Raw genomic sequence first — 17692 nt, 5'->3', positions numbered from 1 at the left:
CGATGATGAACAAATCCCATCCCATCGATTTCGACACCGTGCTCGTGGCCAATCGCGGCGAGATCGCGGTGCGGGTCATCCGCACCTTGCGCACCATGGGGATTCGCTCCGTCGCCGTCTACAGCGACGCGGACGCGCAGGCAAGGCATGTGCGCGAGGCCGATACCGCGGTACGCCTCGGCCCGGCTCCGGCCCGGGAAAGCTATCTCGATATCAAGAAAGTCGTGGACGCGGCGGTGCGCAGCGGCGCCAAGGCCGTGCATCCGGGCTACGGATTCCTTTCCGAGAATGCCGCTTTCGCGTCCGCGCTGGCCGAGGCGGGCATTGTGTTCCTGGGGCCGCCCGCCGAGGCGATCGAGATCATGGGCGACAAGATCGCGGCGAAGAACACCGTCGCCGCCTTCGATGTGCCCGTCGTCCCTGGTATCGCCCGTCCGGGCCTCACCGATGCCGAATTGATCGATGCCGCAACCGAGATCGGCTATCCGGTACTGGTCAAGCCGTCGGCGGGCGGCGGCGGTAAGGGTATGCGACTGGTCGAGGAGCCGTCGGCATTGCCCGCCGCGCTGGCCAGTGCCCGGCGAGAGGCGGCCGCGGCATTCGGTGACGACACCCTGTTCCTGGAGCGTTTCGTCACCCGGCCACGTCATATCGAAGTGCAGATCCTGGCCGACCGATTCGGCCACGTGATCCACCTCGGTGAGCGCGAATGCAGCCTGCAGCGGCGGCATCAGAAGGTCATCGAAGAGGCGCCCTCACCGCTGCTGGACGCCGCGACCAGGGCGCGCATCGGTGCCGCCGCGTGCAATACCGCGCGCAGCGTCGACTATGTCGGTGCGGGCACGGTCGAATTCATCGTGTCCGCCGATCGGCCCGACGAGTTCTTCTTCATGGAGATGAATACCCGGCTGCAAGTGGAGCATCCGGTCACCGAACTGGTCACCGGGATCGACCTGGTGGAGTGCCAGGTGCGCATCGCGGCCGGACAGAAGCTCGCGGTGGACCAGGACGAGCTGCGGCTCGTCGGACACGCGATCGAGGCCCGCGTTTATGCCGAGGACCCCGGTCGCGGCTTTCTGCCCACCGGCGGCACGGTGCTGGATCTCTCCGAGCCCGAAGGCGCTGGCGTGCGGGTGGATTCGGGCCTGCGCATCGGCACCGTCGTCGGCAGCGATTACGACCCGATGCTCTCGAAGGTCATCGTGCACGCCGCCGATCGCCATACCGCGCTCGCGAAACTCGATCGGGCACTGAGCGATACCGTCCTACTCGGCGTCACCAGCAATATCGAGTTCCTGCGCTTCCTGCTGGCCGACCAGGATGTGGCCGCGGGCAAGCTCGATACCGGTCTGCTGGATCGCCGCGTCGGCGACTTCCGCCCGGCCGCCGTCGGGGATGCGGAATACATCGCCGCCGCCGCCTATCACTGGCTGCGGCGCTGGCCTGCGGCGGCGAGCGACCCGTGGGATATCCCGTCCGGGTGGCGCATCGGCACACCCGCGCCGACCACCATCAGGCTCGCCAGCGGTGACCGCACCGAGCACGTCCACCTGACCGGCTCGCCCGACGCCGCCGAGGCACACCTCAACAGCAGCGAATCCGTCTCGCTCACTGCTGATTTCACCGACGGACTGCTGGTTCTGACACTGGACGGACTGCGACGGGAGTACCGCGTCGCCGAGCACGACGGACAACTCTGGGTGGCCGGACCATCCGGCGTCGCGGTGCTGCGCGAAGTGGCCGAGGTGAATGTCCGTGGCGATGCCGAACACGTCGGCGACGCCGAAATCCGCAGTCCCATGCCGGGTTCGGTGATCGCGGTACCGGTCGCGAACGGTGCCACCGTCGCGGTGGGAGCCCCGGTCGTCGTGGTCGAGGCCATGAAGATGGAGCACACGCTCACCGCACCGGTCGCGGGCACCGTCGAAGTGCTGGTCGAACCGGGCGCCCAGGTCCGCCTCGACCAGCCGCTGGTGCGCATCGCCGCCGCCAGCACCGAATCCGAAACCGCCGAGCTAGAAGGAACTTCCGCATGACCGACTTTTTGTCCACCGGCTCACTGCCCGAGGACTATCGCGACCTCGCACTGACCGTGCGCGATTTCGCCAAGTCGGTGGTCGCTCCGGTAGCCGCCGAACATGATGCGAACCATACGTTTCCGTACGAGGTCGTCGCGGGTATGGCCGATATGGGCCTGTTCGGCCTGCCGTTCCCCGAGGAGTACGGCGGCATGGGCGGCGATTACTTCGCGCTGTGCCTGGCGCTGGAGGAACTCGGCAAGGTCGATCAGAGTGTGGCGATCACACTCGAGGCCGGAGTCTCGCTGGGGGCGATGCCCATCTATCGCTTCGGCAACGATAAGCAGAAGCAGGAATGGCTGCCGCAGTTGACGAGTGGCCGCAATCTCGCCGCCTTCGGCCTGACCGAACCGGGCGCGGGTAGCGATGCGGGCGGCACCAGGACCACCGCGGTCGCCGACAGCGGCGAATGGGTCATCAATGGCAGCAAGCAGTTCATCACCAACTCCGGCACCGATATCACCAAACTGGTCACGGTGACCGCGGTGACCGGACAGTCGGGCGGCAAGAAGGAGATCTCGACCATCCTCGTGCCCACCGACACCCCCGGCTTCGTGGCCGAACCCGCCTACAACAAGGTCGGCTGGAACGCCTCGGATACCCATCCGCTGAGTTTCACCGACGTCCGGGTGCCGGAGGAGAACCTGCTCGGCGAGCGCGGTCGCGGCTACGCCAATTTCCTGCGCATTCTCGACGAGGGCCGAATCGCCATCGCGGCGCTGTCGGTCGGCGCGGCCCAGGGCTGCGTCGACGAGAGCGTGCGCTATGCCAAGGAGCGCGAGGCATTCGGCCAGGCCATCGGGCGCAACCAGGCCATCGCCTTCAAAATCGCGCGCATGGAAGCGCGCGCCCACGCCGCCCGCACCGCCTACTACGACGCCGCCGCACTCATGCTGGCGGGCAAACCCTTCAAGAAGGAAGCCTCCATCGCGAAGCTGGTGGCCAGCGAGGCGGCCATGGACAACGCCCGCGACGCCACCCAGATTTTCGGCGGCTACGGCTTCATGAACGAATACGCCGTGGCCAGGCACTATCGCGACAGCAAGATCCTGGAGATCGGCGAGGGCACAACGGAGGTGCAGTTGATGCTGATCGGACGGGAGCTGGGCTTGTGACGGAGACCGACGCCCCACGCCGGGTGGTGCAGCGCGGCCTGTGGTTCGAGGAGTTCGAGATCGGTGTGGTGTACGAGCACCGACCGGGCCGCACCATTACCGAGGCCGACAATGTCCTGTTCACCACGCTGACCATGAACACCCAGGCGCTACACCTGGACGCGGCCTTCAGCGATCAGCTGCCGCCGTTCCATCAGCGGCTGGTGAATTCGATGTTCACCCTCTCCACCCTGATCGGCCTCTCGGTCGCGCAGCTGACCCAGGGCACGATCGTGGCCAACCTGGGCTTCTCCGAGGTCGCCTTCCCGAAGCCGCTGTTCCACGGCGACACCATGTATGCCGAGACGGTGGTCACCGATAAGCGCGAATCCAAGAGTCGTCCGGGCGAGGGCATCCTCACCTTCGCGCACACCGCTCGCAACCAGCATGGCGATATCGTGGCGACAGCGGTACGAAAGACACTGGTACGCAAGGAGCCCGCATGACGTGGCACATGCCAGGACCGGCCTGGCTCTTCTGCCCCGCCGACCGCCCCGAACGCTTCGAAAAGGCCGCCGCGGCGGCCGATGTGGTGATTCTCGATCTCGAGGACGGGGTCGCGGCCGGTGACAAATCGGCCGCGCGCAAGGCGCTCGTCGAGACCCCGCTGGATCCCCGGACAACGGTGGTTCGGATCAATGCCGTCGGCACCGATGAGCACGAGCTGGATCTCGCGGCGTTGGCGCGGACCGAATATCGTCGGCTCATGTTGCCGAAGGCCGAATCCGCCGAACAGCTCGGCGCGCTCGCCGACTACGAGGTGATCGCGCTGATCGAATCGCCGCTCGGCGCCATGGCGGTCGGGCAAGCGGTGTCGGCGCGCAATGCGATTGGGGTCATGTGGGGTGCGGAGGACCTGGTCGCCGGACTCGGCGGCAACTCCAGTCGGCACGCCGATGGCAGCTATCGCGATGTGGCACGCCATGTTCGGTCGACCACACTGCTCGCGGCCAACGCGTACGGCAAGTTCGCGCTCGACTCGGTGTATCTGAATATCCGCGATCTCGACGGCCTGCGCACCGAAGCACTGGACGCGGTCGCGATCGGCTTCGACGCCAAGGTGGCGATCCATCCGAGCCAGCTGCCGGTCATCCGGGCGGCCTACGCACCATCCGACGACGAAATCGATTGGGCCCGAAGGGTGCTCGACGAAGTACCGAACCATCGTGGCGTCTTCGCATTCGAAGGTCGCATGGTCGATGCCCCGGTGCTGCGGCATGCCGAGCAGATCGTGCGACGCGCGAACCACACCTGATTTCCGAAGACTCTCCCCAGGAGGTAATGCGGTGCAACCACAATGGGTGCCGACCGAATCTGATGTCGCGGAGGCGCGCATCACCGACTTCGCCGGGTTCGTGGCTGCCCGCACCGGACAGTCCGCGCCGGATTACCGGTCGCTGTGGCAGTGGTCGGTCGACGATCTGTCCGGCTTCTGGGGTGCGCTGTGGGATTACTTCGAGCTCGGCCCGATCGCCGGGGAGGTACTGGCGAATGCTGAAATGCCTGGGGCGCAGTGGTTTCCGGGCACCCGACTGAACTATGTCGATCAGGTGGTACGGCAGTTCCGCACCGATCGGCCCGCCATCGTCGCGGTGACCGAGGACGCCGCGGTACGCGAGGTGTCCTGGAGCGAATTGATCGACAGCACAGCGGCATTCGCGCGCACACTGCGCTCACTCGGCGTGCGGCCCGGTGATCGGGTGGCGGGATACCTGCCGAATATCCTGGAGGCGGTGATCGCCTTTCTGGCCACCGCGAGCATCGGCGCGGTGTGGAGTGCCTGCGGTCAGGACTATTCGCCGAAGGCGGCGCTGGATCGGCTGGGCCAGCTCGAACCAACCGTGCTGATCACCGCCGACGGCTACCGGTTCGGCGGCAAGACCCATGACAAGCGCGACGATATCGCGGCATTGCGGGCCGGACTCGACACGGTGCAGTCCACGGTCGCGGTCTCCCAGTTGGGCCTGCCGGTGCCGGACGCGCTCACCTGGACCGATGCCGCCACCAATACCGAGGCCGTTGTCATCGAAACGGAGACGGTCGATTTCGACCATCCGCTGTGGGTCGTCTTCTCTTCCGGGACAACGGGCCTGCCAAAGGGCATCGTGCACGGGCACGGCGGGGTGGTGCTCGAGCATCTCAAAGCCGTTGCGCTGCAAGCCGATATCGGCCCCGATGACACCTTCTTCTGGTACACCAGCCCGAGCTGGATGATGTGGAACTTCCAGGTCGCCGGACTGCTGGTCGGTGCGACCATTGTCTGCTATGACGGCAGCCCCACCTATCCAACCCCGGATGCGCTGTGGCACATCGCATCCCAGGTCGGCGCGACCGTCCTCGGCACCAGTCCGGGCTATGTGCTCGCCTGCATCAAGGCGGGTGCGGTGCCGCGCGCCGACCACGATCTCACCGCGCTGCGGCAGGTAGGCATCACCGGTTCGGCACTGCCGCCCGCATCGGCGGAGTGGTTGGGCGACAATGTCGGTGACCATGTGCAAGTCGCCTCTATCAGCGGCGGCACCGACGTGGTCTCCGCCTTCATCGGCGGCGCGCGGACCGTGCCGACCTGGCCGGGTGAGCTGTCCGCACCTTATCTGGGCGTCGCGCTGGAGGCGTTCGACGCCGACGGCAAGCCGGTCCGCGACGAGGTCGGCGAGCTCGTCATCACCAAACCGATGCCGTCCATGCCGGTGCGCTTCTGGAACGATCCGGACGGAATCCGTTACCACGACGCGTATTTCGACATGTTCCCCGGCATCTGGCGGCACGGCGACTGGATCACCATCACCGAACGGGGCAGCATCGTGGTGCACGGCCGCTCCGACTCCACCCTCAACCGCCACGGCATCCGGATGGGCAGCGCCGATATCTACCAATCCGTCGAACGCCTTCCCGAAATCACCGAGGCCCTCGTCATCGGTGCCGAACAACCCGACGGCGGCTACTGGATGCCGCTATTCGTCACCCTCACCCCCGGCACCGACCTCACCGACGACCTGAAAACCCGCATCAACACCACCATCCGCACCGAAGTCTCGCCCCGCCACGTCCCCGACGAAATCATCGTCGCCCCAGGCATTCCGCACACCCGCACCGGCAAGAAACTCGAGGTTCCCATCAAAAAGCTGTTCCAAGGCGCCGACGCGACCCGCGTCGTCGAACGCAGCGCCGTGGACAACCCGGACCTACTCGACTGGTACGCGGCCGTCCGCCCGCGGACCGAATAGTAAGAGCCAGATTTTGGCGACGATAATCGAGTGAGGGAAGATATCCACAAGGGAGACAGTCGTGAACGGCGGTACCGATCATGGGCGGCCCAGCGCTCGCATCGTTCCCCTGGAGCACCTGACGAGGGTGGGACGGTCGCGCACCGAAGGACGTGTGCAACCTGCGTGGAGGATGAAGCAACCGGCACCCGAACCGGTCAACGGAACGGGCATTGTCACTGAACTCATCGACGAGCAGCGCCGTTGATCGGCTACGTGCTGCACATCTCCGCCTTCGGCCCACTGCTCGGGTCCAATAGCCACGAATCGCTGCTCAAGATTTGTCGAGACTGCCTTGTGGCACCACCCAAACATGCGGTTGTCGCGTAACGGCGGCAATGTGCTCGAAGTCAGCGTCATAGTGCACCAGCACCGCACCATGGAATTCGGCGACGGCCGCGGTCAGAAGATCCACGATACCGGCGGCTCGATGCTGGCTTTTGCGCGCCATTAATTGCTGGACCTCACGGGCACGGTCGGCAATGGTTTCGTTGACGGGGAGATTGATGTAAAGACTGCGACGGCGTTGCGAAATATTCTGCACGTCAGCAAGATTGCGGCCCGAATAGCCTGCTTCCAGGTCGACCGTGATACAGGTCGCCGCAGCACGATCGGCGATGAGCCCGGCGAGCACGCCGCGCACTGCCTCGTGCCTGAGTCGGGCGCTGGCAGAAGTATCGATGAGGTGCAGCCGTAGGGGAGTGGCTTCGGTCACCGGCGAGCCTGGTCCATTACCTCGGTGTCACCGATATCAGGCCCCACGCCGAATCCATACGGATCGTTCAGGACCTGGTCGATCCGGCGCCTGCGTTCCGCAACGAACTCCAATGCTGCGTTCACTGTGTCTTTCTTGGTCGTTGTCCCCAACTCCTTGGCCGCCAAGGCTAGAGCTTCGTCATTCACATCGATCATCGTCTTCATATACCCAATGATATATCCCGGGCGATATGTGCGGCAATACAGCCGTCCGGGTCCGACCGCATGTCAGCCGCACCCACCTGGGCAAATCTGACCGACCTAGACAGCTGGGGGTGGCGAGGTTGTCGATACCATGGCGGCATGAGTGTCGACAATCGCCGTACGGCGCGCAAGGCGGTCAGCGGCGACTCGGCACCGCGGGAGATTCGGCGCAGGCCGAAGAATCGGCGGGCCCAGATCGCGGCGGCCTCGGCGGCCGCCTTCGGTGCGCTGGGTTATCACGGTGTGAGCATGGAGGACATCGCGTCCGGGCTCGGAATCAGCTCGGCGGCGCTGTATCGGCACTATCCGAGCAAGTACGCACTGTTCCGGGAGGAATTGCTGCGGGTGGGCCGGGCCATGACCGAATCGGTCGAGTCGCCGGAGGCGGCACTCGACTTGACGCCGGAGCGGCGGCTGCGCCAGGTACTCGACGCCCTGATCGCCGTCACGATCGAGAATCGGCCGACCGTCACCCTGGTGCGCTGGGAGGGCCGCTATCTCGAACCGGAGGATCTGGCGACCCTGACCGACCAGCAGCTCGCCGTCGTCGGCGCGATCGGTGTGCAATTGGCCGCATTGCGACCCGAACTCGCCAAAGACGAGCTGCGGGTGCTGCGTGCCGCACTGCTGAGTGCGATCACCAGCATTGCCGACCACCACGCCAGTCTGCCCGCGAAATCCCTTGCCCGGCTGTTGAGTTCGGCCTGCTGGTCGATCGTGCCCGCCGAGTTGCCCGCACTGGAACCCGATGCCGAACTGCCGGTGGCAGCGGAGATTCCCGATTCGTTCAAACATGAGCTGTTGCTGCGCAAGGCCGTCGAACTCTTCCACGATCGCGGCTACCCGAATGTCAGCGTCGAGGAAATCGCCACTGCCGCAGGACTTTCCGCCGCATCGGCGGTGTACCGGTTCTATCGCGGCAAGAGCGATCTACTCGCGGCCGCCTTCCGTCGGGCCGCGGACCGGGTTTCCGGCGCGATCGGCCCGGCGGTGGCGGCGGCGACCGACGCCGAAGAGGCGCTGACCATCCTGATCGAACAGTACGTCGATGGCTCGTTCACCGAACGCGAACTGACCTTCGTGTATTACACAGAGTTCCAGCATGTTCCGAGCGATGAGCGCACGGTGCTGCGAAATATCCAGCGGCTCAGCGTCGAAGAGTGGGCCCGACTGCTGCGCGATGTGCGTCCGGAACTCTCGCCCGCCGAGGCCCGGTTCCTGATTCACGCGGCCTTCGCGTTGGTGGTCGATCTGGGGCGCAACTTCAGTGCCGAACCGATCGCGTCCCCGGCCCGGGTGCGATTGATCATGCAGCTGGTCCTGTTCGGCCGTCCGGCCCGCTCGTAGGCTGCGTCCCACCCCTTCGATAGGCCGCCCGTTGCTATGCCAGATATGTTAGTGAATATTCTTTGTCTATTGCACAATAACAATCCATGTAGAACTCCATTTTTGTGATCTTGTATTCAATCCCATTTCAGCCCTGGGAAGAGGCGTGGAGCAAGCGTCCGGTTGGGCTAACATCGCGGAATGGATGCCGAGGATCGTCGCGCGGCGGAGGACGCGACCGCAGGCCGTACCGCGCAATCGCGTGAGGTGCGCCGCCGCCCGCGCAACCGCCGGGCGCAGATCGCCGCCGCCTCCGCGGAGGCCTTCGGCGCCTTCGGCTATCACGGCGTGAGCATGGAGGACATCGCCTCCCGCCTCGACATCAGCTCTACCGCCCTGTATCGGCACTATCCGAGCAAATACGCGCTGTTCCGCGAGGAGGCGCTGCGGCTGGCCGGACTGAGCACCGAGGCGGTGCGCCTGCCCGAACAACTGCGTGACCGGCCCGCCGCCGAACGCCTCGACCACATCCTCGACGCCCTGATCGCGGCCTCCATCGCGAATCGCCGCAGCGCCGCACTGCTGCGCTGGCAGAACCGCTATCTGGCGGACGCCGATCGCCAGATCCTGATCGATCACCTGATCACCACCGATTCGGTGGCCCGCGAACTGCTCGCCGAGACTCGCCCCGAGCTACCCAACGGGGACCGGGCGGTGCTGTCGGCCGCCGCGATGAGCGTGATCGGCAGCATCTCCGATCACCATGTCGCGGTTCCCGTTCGCGCGCTCACGGCCCTGCTGCGTTCGGCCTGCCATGCGGTGACCGCCAGTGATCTGCCCGCACCGGGCGATGACACCGAATCCCTTGGCGCGAAAGAGGTTCCGCTCACCTTCAAGCACGAACTGTTGCTGGTCCGGGCCATCGAACTCTTCCACGAGCACGGGTATCCCAATGTGAGCGTGGAGGATATCGCCAATGCGGCCGGCCTGCCCGCCTCGTCGGCGGTGTACCGCTTCTACCGCAGCAAGGGCGACCTACTCGCGGCCGCGTTTCGCCGTGCGGCGGACCGGGTTTCGGCGGCCATCGGGCCCGCCATCGCCGCATCGGATAGTCCGGAAGCTGCGCTGAGCACCCTGATCGAGCTGTACGTGCAGGGTTCGTTCGCCGAGCGCGAGCTGACCTTCGTGTACTACGCGGAGATCAGCAATGTGCCGCCAGAGGCTCGGACCGTACTGCGAAATATCCAGCGGCTCAATGTCGAAGAGTGGGCCAAGCTGCTCATCGGGGTCCGGCCCGAGCTCACCGTAGCCGAATCACGGGTGTTGGTACATGCCGCGCTGGCCTTGGTCGTCGACCTCGGTCAATGGCTCGGCCCCGATAATCCGCTCTGCTCACAGCAGCGCATCGCACACCTCATGCGAGTCATCCTCTTCGGCCGCTGATCGCGGTCCGATCTCAGCAGGCCACAGGCGCGGGCTCGCCACGCATCCGGCCCTCCAGCCACCGCAGCACCTCGGGGGCGCCCTGCACCGCCGCGGACAAATGCTCGGGCGCGGACACCTGCATAGTCTGCAACCGCACCCCGGTACTGCACCAGCGGCGGTCCGTGTTGCCGATGGAGTCGACCGGAATCAGCGGGTCGGCCGGCGAATGCCATTCGAACATCGGTATTTCCGGTACCCCGGGATAGAGTTCCAGACTGTTCTCCTCCACCACCGACCGCGCGCTACGACTATCGATGAACGAAGTGCTGGTGACGAATTCGCGAGCGCTGCCATTGGCGCCCATGAAGAGGATTTCGTTGGTGCAGCTGTTGGCCATGGCGTCACGGAGCGCGAGGCCGCGCGGGTTGAGATATGCGCCGGTGTGCACCTGGTCCGGGTACTCCCGCTCCAGACCGATCGCCGCTGCCATGGCCAGTCCGAAGGCCGGGTGCGGCTCGAGGCCAAGCCCCTGCGCCATCGTCACCAGGTTCTCCGGGACGCCGCCCATGGCCGCGCCCTGGAGCTGCAGCTCGGGTGCGTACGACGGCTGCAGCACTGCCGCCCATGCGGTGGCCAATCCGCCACCGGAGTACCCGGCCAGCGCAACCTGGCTGTGCTGTACGGCGAGTTCGGGCAGCCGTTTCACCGCCCGGATGCCGTCCAATACAATCTGACCGCCCAAACGCGCTGCTCCGAGGGCGAACTGCGGTCCGAGATGATCCGGCAGCGCGATACTCCAACCCCGCTGCAGCACCGCATTCAACATCGACACCGTCGTCCCCAGATTCAGATCGCCGCTGTACAGCGTGTGCGATACCGCGCAATTCGTACCGAGCGCATTGATGAAATGCTGATACGACAGCAACGGCGCGTCGGACTGATGGAGCAGTGGGGTAATAACGGTGGTGGTTGCCGCGATCGGCCCACCGTGGGAGTCGGTGGACCGGAACTTGACCAGCGTGGCGGTGGCGCCGGCGAACAGGGGCACCGGCGGTAATGCCCGCACGTCGAGCACATCACCGGGGCTGTGCGCGCCCAGATCCGCCGGTGCGGCGTAGAACGGGTCCGGATCGGGCCACGGATACAACGGTTCCGCGATTGCAGGCGTCGCCAGCAGCAGGGCGAATGCCAGACCGCCGAACGCACCGAGGGCATGGGACCAACCGCGATGGCCGCGGCGGAGAAAAAGCGGAATCAGACGAGCCAAGATCTCTACCTCCACGGGTTGTGCGGAGCATCCATCGACTTGCCTGGCTGAATTCGAGCGCGATCGTCGGCAAACTTACAGCGAAATACCACAGAGGGACCGCAATACGTCGAAAATGGCACTCCTTTCTGCATGGGGCAACAAAACAGGTCGACCTCATCGGGACGGGGGTCGACTAGGGCCGCGGCGGGGTGGCCAGCGGTGAATTCACCTTGTTGACCAGCCAGCGGCCGTCGACCTTTTCCAGGCGCATCACCATGGAGAGTTGGCCGGGGGCGGGTTTGCCCTGGGTGCCCATGCTGGTGATGGTTTGGCCGATGACGACGATCGCTTCGGCGGAGGTGGTGTCGCCGGATTTGATGGCGCACTGGACATCGTTGACCTTGGAGACCACTTCGCCCTGGCTGAGGACGTCGCGTAATTCCTTGCTGGTGCTGTCGAATTGCTTTTTCCAGTCGCCGGTGGCGCCGTCGAGTACTGCGGCGAAGTATTTGTCGAGGTTCTTGGCGTCGTAGTCGGCGAGGACGGGTGCGTATTGGCAGGCGGCTAGGCGGGCGTCCTCGTGGGCCGAGACAATGGCCCTGCTGTCCTTGTTCTGGAGGTAGAAGAACGCGGTGGAAGCGACGGCGGCGGCGAGCATCAGTGCGGCTGCGGCGCGGTAGGCGAGCGCGGTGCGCTTGCTGGGCGCGCGGAGGAACGCAAACCGTTCGACCGCAGTGACTTTCATGTCATCGTCCGGTGTGGCGGTCTCGTCCGACGACGTGTTCGCATCGATATTCTTGCCGAGTGTGACGGTTGCATCGGTCTGCGTATTCTCGTTGTCGCTCATAGCTTCTCGTTCCTATCTGCCGGGTGCGGGGCGGGAGAGTTCATTGCCGGTGACACCGGGCGGCGGGCCGGAGCCGTTGTCCGGCACATTCGGGCGTGGCGCATTCGCCGAACCACGAACCTGCAGTGCGGGATTGGTGGTGATGCAGTAGTTGTAGAGCCGCACCCTGGTATCGGCGGTTTTGTCGGTCGGCACCACGGGGATCGTGTCGTAGTCACAGGTCGGTCGCGGCCACGGATCGACCATTGTGTGGTAGGCGTTGTCGTGCGCCGGAATTCCGATGGCCTCCGAACCCGCGCGCAGCGCGGGGAACAGCGCTTCGATGGCCGGTTGGCGCAGCTTGGCCGCCTTGGTGATGGCGACGAAGTTGGTGATCAGATTGGTCATCGGGTCCTGCGTGTCGTGCACTATGCCACCCAGGGTGGCCAATTGGTCGGGTCCGAGGTCGAGGAATGTGCGCACTTCCTGATCGGCCGCGGTCAACTGCTGGAACAGTGCGCTGGAGCCGGTGGTCAGTGTGGTCAGATCGGGTTGGGCGTGGGTGGTGGTTTCGGCGATCACCTGCAAGTTCTCGATCAACCGCTGGGTCTGCGGGAGCAGATCGGTCAGGCCGGACATGGCCCGGCTGATTCCGGAGACCATATTGCGCAGCCGATCCGGACCACCGGCCAGCGCCTTGTCGAGTTCATCGATGATCACATTCAGGCGCGTGGGATTCATTCCGCCGATCAGCCCGCTCATATTCGTGAGCACCGACTGCACCGTCACCGGTGTGCTCGTCGCCGACCGCTCGACGATCGAGCCATCGGATAGATACGGCCCGCTATCGGAGTCGGGGCGGAAGTCCAGGTACTGCTCCCCCGCCGCCGAGAGCCTGCCGACGGCGACGGTGCCGCCCACCGGAATCCTTGCGCTGTCATCGATTTCGGCGATGGCGGCAACACCGTCACCGGATACCCGAACGTCGAGTACCTTGCCGACCCGGCTGCCGCGGAAGGTCACGTCATTGTTCGGCGCAAGTCCGCCGGAACTCTTCAGCTCGACCCGGACCCGGTAGGTACTTGGCAGCGGATTGATTCGCAATACGGCCGCACCGAGATAGGACATGCCGAGAACAAGCACGACGATCAGCCCGATATTGGCCACCGCGATCCGATGGCGGACCAGCCAGTGCCACAGCGGAATATTCATCGTCCACCGCCTTGCAACCGCCCGATGACCTTCTGGATCACCTCGGCCAGACTGCCGATAAATGCGGGCACATCGCCGATTTCCGGCCAGCGGCTGCCCTTCGGATCGGTGAGTGCACCGATATCGAGATAGGAGACCGTGGCGGCGACCGCGAGCACCGGTCCGTCATAGCTGGCCATGACATTGGGGTAGATGGCGTGCAGGCCATCCAGCGTGCCCGCCAGATTGTCGCCCATCTGGGTGAATCCGGACATCAGCCGCTGGATGCTGTCGAACATACTCAGGAATTCCGGCCCGGTGGTGTCGGTGAAATCGCCGAGCGCGGACATGGTGACCGAGACCTTGGCGACGAGTTCGGCGATACTCCTGTTGTTTTCCGCGACCAGCCCGATCAGCGGCGGGAAGGTATCGGCGGCCGCACCCAATTCCGCCTTGCGCCTGGCCAATTCGCCGGTGAGCACATTCAGTCCGGAGAGCACGCTGTCGACATCGGCGGTGCGTGCGTTGAGTGCCGCCAGCACATCGGTCATTTCGGTGATCAGATGTGCGAGCTGCGGTGCGCGTCCGGCGAACATCGAATTCATCTCGGTGGTGATCCGAGCCACCTGATTGAGCCCACCGCCGTTGAGCAGCATGGAGATCGACATCATCAACTGCTCGACCGACGCGCCGGTGCCGGTGTGGTCGGGCGCGATGGTATCGCCGGTGCGCAGCATCTCGGCGCTGTCCTGCTTGGCGGGCAGAGTCATGGCGACGAACATGTCACCGAGCGGAGTGGCCTGGCGCAGTTCGGCGGTGGTGCCGCGCGGCAGCTCGATATCCTGCCGGATCCGCATTTCCACATCGGCGAGAAAGTTCGTGGTACTGATGTTCGAGACCATCCCGATTTCGGTGCCGCCGATCTTCACGTGTGCGTTCGCGGGCAGGTTTAGTGCGTCCTCGAAAACCGCGTGCAGCTCATAACCGGGCCCACCGATGCCCGGCTTCGGCAGTGGCACATTATCGACCGTCACAGCGCATCCCGCCGCGGCAACCGCAACCGTTGCCAGCACGAAAACCGAACGCGCGGCCCTCATTTGGTAATCCCGAGCAGTGCGGCGGTCAACCCGAAGTCGGGTCCGAAGTCCTGGATCTTCCCGGTGCGGCAGCCGTCGAGGCGCAGCTGGACGCGCTCACAGAACAGCGAAAGCGCCTCACCGTCCAGCACCGCCTTGTCCAGCAGACCGTGCAGGCGCAGCGACTGGTTCTCGCGGCTCACCGCATTGGCGAAGTTCTCGAAGAAAAGCGGTGCCACATCGGTGATTTCGGTGAGCCCGCGGGCATTGGCCCGCATCTGTGCGGTCAATGTCGTGAATCGGGTGAGCGCACCGAGCAGTTGTTCGCGATTCTGGCCGACCACGGTCGAGGTATTGGTGACGAAGTCGTTGAGCTGGGTGATCACCGCCTGCAGCCCCGGCGCCTGCTCCCCCATCAGTTGCACGAGTTCGGTGAGCCGACCGCTGAAATCCCTTACCGTCTGGTCGTTCTGGGCAATGATTTCGGTGATCTCATTGAGTTCGACAATGGTATTGGAGATCTGATCGCCATTGGCGAGGGTGACCTCGAATGCCGCCGACAGATCGTCCAGCGTTTCGCGCAGCTTATCGCCATTGCCGTTCAGCAGCGGGAACAGTACGCGGCTTGCCATCGGTCCGGTTTCGCTGTCGCCTTTCAAAGCCGCGCCGAGCTGATCGAAGGTTTCGAGAATGCGGTCGAGTTCGACCGGGGTGCGGGTCCGGGCGAGCGGAATGTGCTGACCGTCGGTGAGCACCGGACCATTGCCCTCGTAGGCGGGGGCGAGTTCCACATGTCTGTTGGTGATCAGCTGTGGTGAAACCAGCGCCGCCATCGCGTCGGCCGGAATGCGCACGCCCTTATCGATGGACATGGTGACTTCGACGTAGCTGCCCTTGGGCGTCACGCTATCGACCCGGCCTACCGGAACACCGAGCACCGCGACGTCATTGCCCGCATAGAGACCGGCGACATTCTCGAAATCCGCACTGATCCGCAGGTGTTCGCCGAGATACTGCTCGGGCAGTGCGGTGAGGCTGTCGGGTAGCAGCGCGCAGCCGGTGGCCACCATCGCGGCCAGGCCGAGTACCGCCGATTTCAGTAGGGTCCCCATTTTCATCAGTTGCACCCCTGTATGGCTTGGGCGAAGCACAGCCAGTTGTCCGGAAAAACCCATGGCGCCCACACATCGCCGTAGGGGCCATTGCCGAAGGCATTGTTGAACTGCCGCAATGCGACCGGCATGATTTCGTAGAGCGAATCGAGGTTGTCCCGGTTCTTTTCCAGGCCCTCGGACATGGTGTTCAGATTGTGGATGAGCGGGCCGAGTTGATCCTGGTTCTCCAGTCCCATCTCCTGCAGCAGCCGCGACAGGCTCGCGACATTGTCGAGCAGTTGTTTCAGCAGGTTCTGCCGCAGCGCGACGGCATTGCCGATGGCCTCGCCGCGCGTCAGTAGCAGCAGTACGCTATTGCGATTGTCGGAGGCCAGCTGGGCCACCTGATCCATGCTCTTCAGCAGGGTGTCCACCTCGTCGCGGCGGTCATTGATCACCTTGGCCAGCGCGCCGATGCTGTTCAGCGCCTCGACGGTGAGCTGTGGGGAGTCACCCATCTGCTGGCTGAGCACATCCAGTGACTGCCGCAGTTTCGTCGGATCCAGGCGTTCGATCCGCTCGAAGGACGATTTGTAGGTCGGATCCCGGATGACCTTGCCGAGGTTGTAGGGCACCGAGGTCTGCTTCAGCGGAATCCGGTTGTCCGGCAGTCCTTTGCCATTTCCGGGCAGCAATTCGACGTGCAGCTTGCCGAGGATGGTCGTCATCTTGATGGCGGCCGAGGCATCGGGTCCGAGGCGAAGATCCTTGCGCACCTTCAGATCCACGACGACCTTCGCGCCGTCGAGTCGCACCGCACTCACCGAGCCGACCTCGATGCCGGAGACATCCACCGATGCACCCGATCGCAGGCCCGCGGCCTGCGCGAACTCGGCGTGAATCGTCTTATCCCCCAGATGCGCCTGCGATAACGCACTCGAGCCGACCAATAGCACGACGACCGAACCCGCCGCGAGCAGTCCGAGCCACAACAGGCGATTGCGCACCCGACCCCGTAATGCGGTCATCGGCAGACCTCCGAATGAGAATTGCCGCCGACCTGGGAGAACAGGCCGGGTGGCAGCAGCACGCCCCACAGCGAGACGTCCAGCGAGCAGATGTAGGCATTGGCATACGCTCCGTAGCTGGTGAACCGGGCGAGTCCATTGAGGACGGTCGGCAACTCGACCGCCGCCTGGTCCAAGGACGCGCCATTGAGGATCAGCAGCGCGACACCGCTGGTGGCATCGTTCTGTGCCCGAGCCAGATCGGGCTTCACCTGACCGATCAGCGCCGCCAGCGAATCGGTGGACTTTGCCACCGTCTCGACCGACGACTTCAACGATTCACCCTGCGCGTAGAGTGATTCCACCAGCGAACGCGCCTGCGTGATAAGGGTTTCCAATTCGCCGCTGCGATGGGCCAGACCCGCGATCACACTGCTGAGATTGCCGATGACATCGCCGAGAATCTTGTCCCGCTGCCCGAAGGTGCCCGCGAGTTCGGCGGCCTGGGTGATCAGCGCGCTGAGCGAGACATTGTTGCCTTGTAGGGCCTGGATCAAGGTTTCCGACAGCGAATTGACCTGATCCGGTTGCAGCACACTGAACAGCGGTTCGAAACCCGACAGCAACGATGACACATCGAACGAGGGTTCGGTGCGCTCGACGGGAATCGCGGATCCGGCAGTGAGCACCGTGCCCTCGTCCTTGCCCGGAGCCAGCGCGATATAACGCTGGCCGATCAGATTCTGGTAGCGCACAAGGGCTTTCGTCGTCGTGGTGAGGCGCTGATTGTGCTGGATGCGGAAGTCCACCCGCGCCTTGTAGTCGCCGTCGAAATCGATGGCGTCGACGCGCCCGACCCGCACACCCGCCATCCGGATGTCATCGCCGACGCGCAGGCCGAGCACATCGGTGAAGGTGGCCGAGTACGAATCGGTATCGCCGGTGACCGAACGTTGCAGCGTCGACCAGATCGTGTACGTCAGCAGCACCGCGACCACCGCGAACAGACTGAATCCGGCTAGTGCTTTCCCTGACTTCAT

Annotated in this window: 16 protein-coding genes; 7 read left to right on the top strand and 9 right to left on the bottom strand. The window is 64.6% G+C overall.

All coding sequences use genetic code 11. The features are described from left to right. The first annotated feature begins 2 nt into the window (after positions 1-2). Genes ACQP1T_RS05190 through ACQP1T_RS05170 form a run of 5 tightly spaced genes read left to right on the top strand, consistent with a single transcriptional unit; the run spans position 3 to position 6459 of the window. Entirely contained in the window at positions 3-2036 is a 2034-nt protein-coding gene (locus tag ACQP1T_RS05190; protein ID WP_433758805.1) for an acetyl/propionyl/methylcrotonyl-CoA carboxylase subunit alpha, read from the top strand. Next, positions 2033-3193, top strand: coding sequence for an acyl-CoA dehydrogenase family protein (locus tag ACQP1T_RS05185; protein ID WP_433758804.1), 1161 nt, complete (start codon positions 2033-2035; stop codon positions 3191-3193). Before ACQP1T_RS05190 ends, ACQP1T_RS05185 begins: the two co-directional genes overlap by 4 nt. Next, positions 3190-3678 carry a MaoC family dehydratase gene (locus tag ACQP1T_RS05180; protein ID WP_364340814.1) on the top strand — a complete coding sequence of 163 codons (489 nt, stop codon included), beginning with the start codon at positions 3190-3192 and terminating at the stop codon, positions 3676-3678. Before ACQP1T_RS05185 ends, ACQP1T_RS05180 begins: the two co-directional genes overlap by 4 nt. Continuing rightward, positions 3675-4487: an HpcH/HpaI aldolase/citrate lyase family protein gene (locus tag ACQP1T_RS05175; RefSeq protein ID WP_433758803.1), complete on the top strand. Its 813-nt coding sequence runs from the start codon at positions 3675-3677 to the stop codon at positions 4485-4487. Before ACQP1T_RS05180 ends, ACQP1T_RS05175 begins: the two co-directional genes overlap by 4 nt. A gap of 31 nt (positions 4488-4518) precedes the next feature. After that, on the top strand, positions 4519-6459 hold the full coding sequence (locus ACQP1T_RS05170; RefSeq protein ID WP_433758802.1) for an acetoacetate--CoA ligase: 1941 nt from the start codon (positions 4519-4521) through the stop codon (positions 6457-6459). A gap of 313 nt (positions 6460-6772) precedes the next feature. Here the strand turns inward: ACQP1T_RS05170 and ACQP1T_RS05165 are convergent, their stop codons facing one another. Continuing rightward, positions 6773-7213: a PIN domain nuclease gene (locus ACQP1T_RS05165; protein ID WP_433758801.1), complete on the bottom strand. Its 441-nt coding sequence runs from the start codon at positions 7211-7213 to the stop codon at positions 6773-6775. Further along, on the bottom strand, positions 7210-7410 hold the full coding sequence (locus ACQP1T_RS05160) for a type II toxin-antitoxin system VapB family antitoxin (RefSeq protein ID WP_433761983.1): 201 nt from the start codon (positions 7408-7410) through the stop codon (positions 7210-7212). Before ACQP1T_RS05160 ends, ACQP1T_RS05165 begins: the two co-directional genes overlap by 4 nt. Before the next feature lie 147 nt (positions 7411-7557). On the opposite strand from ACQP1T_RS05160, the gene ACQP1T_RS05155 reads away from it, so the two are divergent. Next, positions 7558-8805, top strand: a complete 1248-nt coding sequence (locus ACQP1T_RS05155) for a TetR/AcrR family transcriptional regulator (protein WP_433758800.1) — start codon at positions 7558-7560, stop codon at positions 8803-8805. Positions 8806-8985: 180 nt separating this feature from the next. Beyond that, complete coding sequence (locus tag ACQP1T_RS05150) at positions 8986-10227, top strand: TetR/AcrR family transcriptional regulator (RefSeq protein ID WP_433758799.1); 1242 nt, start codon at positions 8986-8988, stop codon at positions 10225-10227. Positions 10228-10240: 13 nt separating this feature from the next. Here ACQP1T_RS05150 and ACQP1T_RS05145 read toward each other — a convergent pair whose 3' ends face one another. The 7 genes from ACQP1T_RS05145 to ACQP1T_RS05115 form a co-directional block, all read right to left on the bottom strand. Then, on the bottom strand, positions 10241-11401 hold the full coding sequence (locus tag ACQP1T_RS05145; protein ID WP_433761982.1) for a lipase family protein: 1161 nt from the start codon (positions 11399-11401) through the stop codon (positions 10241-10243). A gap of 250 nt (positions 11402-11651) precedes the next feature. Next, complete coding sequence (locus ACQP1T_RS05140) at positions 11652-12305, bottom strand: hypothetical protein (RefSeq protein ID WP_433758798.1); 654 nt, start codon at positions 12303-12305, stop codon at positions 11652-11654. Between the two features lie 12 nt (positions 12306-12317). Next, positions 12318-13496 (bottom strand): MCE family protein, encoded by a 1179-nt coding sequence (locus ACQP1T_RS05135; protein WP_433758796.1) that lies wholly within the window; start codon positions 13494-13496, stop codon positions 12318-12320. Next, a complete protein-coding gene (locus ACQP1T_RS05130) occupies positions 13493-14572 on the bottom strand; it encodes an MCE family protein (protein WP_433758795.1) in 1080 nt (359 codons plus the stop codon). Before ACQP1T_RS05130 ends, ACQP1T_RS05135 begins: the two co-directional genes overlap by 4 nt. Beyond that, positions 14569-15669 carry an MCE family protein gene (locus ACQP1T_RS05125; protein WP_433758794.1) on the bottom strand — a complete coding sequence of 367 codons (1101 nt, stop codon included), beginning with the start codon at positions 15667-15669 and terminating at the stop codon, positions 14569-14571. Before ACQP1T_RS05125 ends, ACQP1T_RS05130 begins: the two co-directional genes overlap by 4 nt. Then, the gene (locus ACQP1T_RS05120) at positions 15669-16673 is read right to left on the bottom strand and encodes an MCE family protein (RefSeq protein WP_433758793.1); all 1005 of its coding nucleotides are present in this window, start codon (positions 16671-16673) and stop codon (positions 15669-15671) included. The genes ACQP1T_RS05125 and ACQP1T_RS05120 overlap by 1 nt, the downstream gene beginning before the upstream one ends. Beyond that, a complete protein-coding gene (locus ACQP1T_RS05115; RefSeq protein ID WP_433758792.1) occupies positions 16670-17692 on the bottom strand; it encodes an MCE family protein in 1023 nt (340 codons plus the stop codon). Before ACQP1T_RS05115 ends, ACQP1T_RS05120 begins: the two co-directional genes overlap by 4 nt.

It is taken from the genome of Nocardia sp. CA-135398 (assembly GCF_050955845.1).
Taxonomy (GTDB): Bacteria; Actinomycetota; Actinomycetes; order Mycobacteriales; family Mycobacteriaceae; genus Nocardia.
Note: the sequence above shows the minus strand (reverse complement) of the source record. Positions and strands in the feature narration are given on the sequence as shown.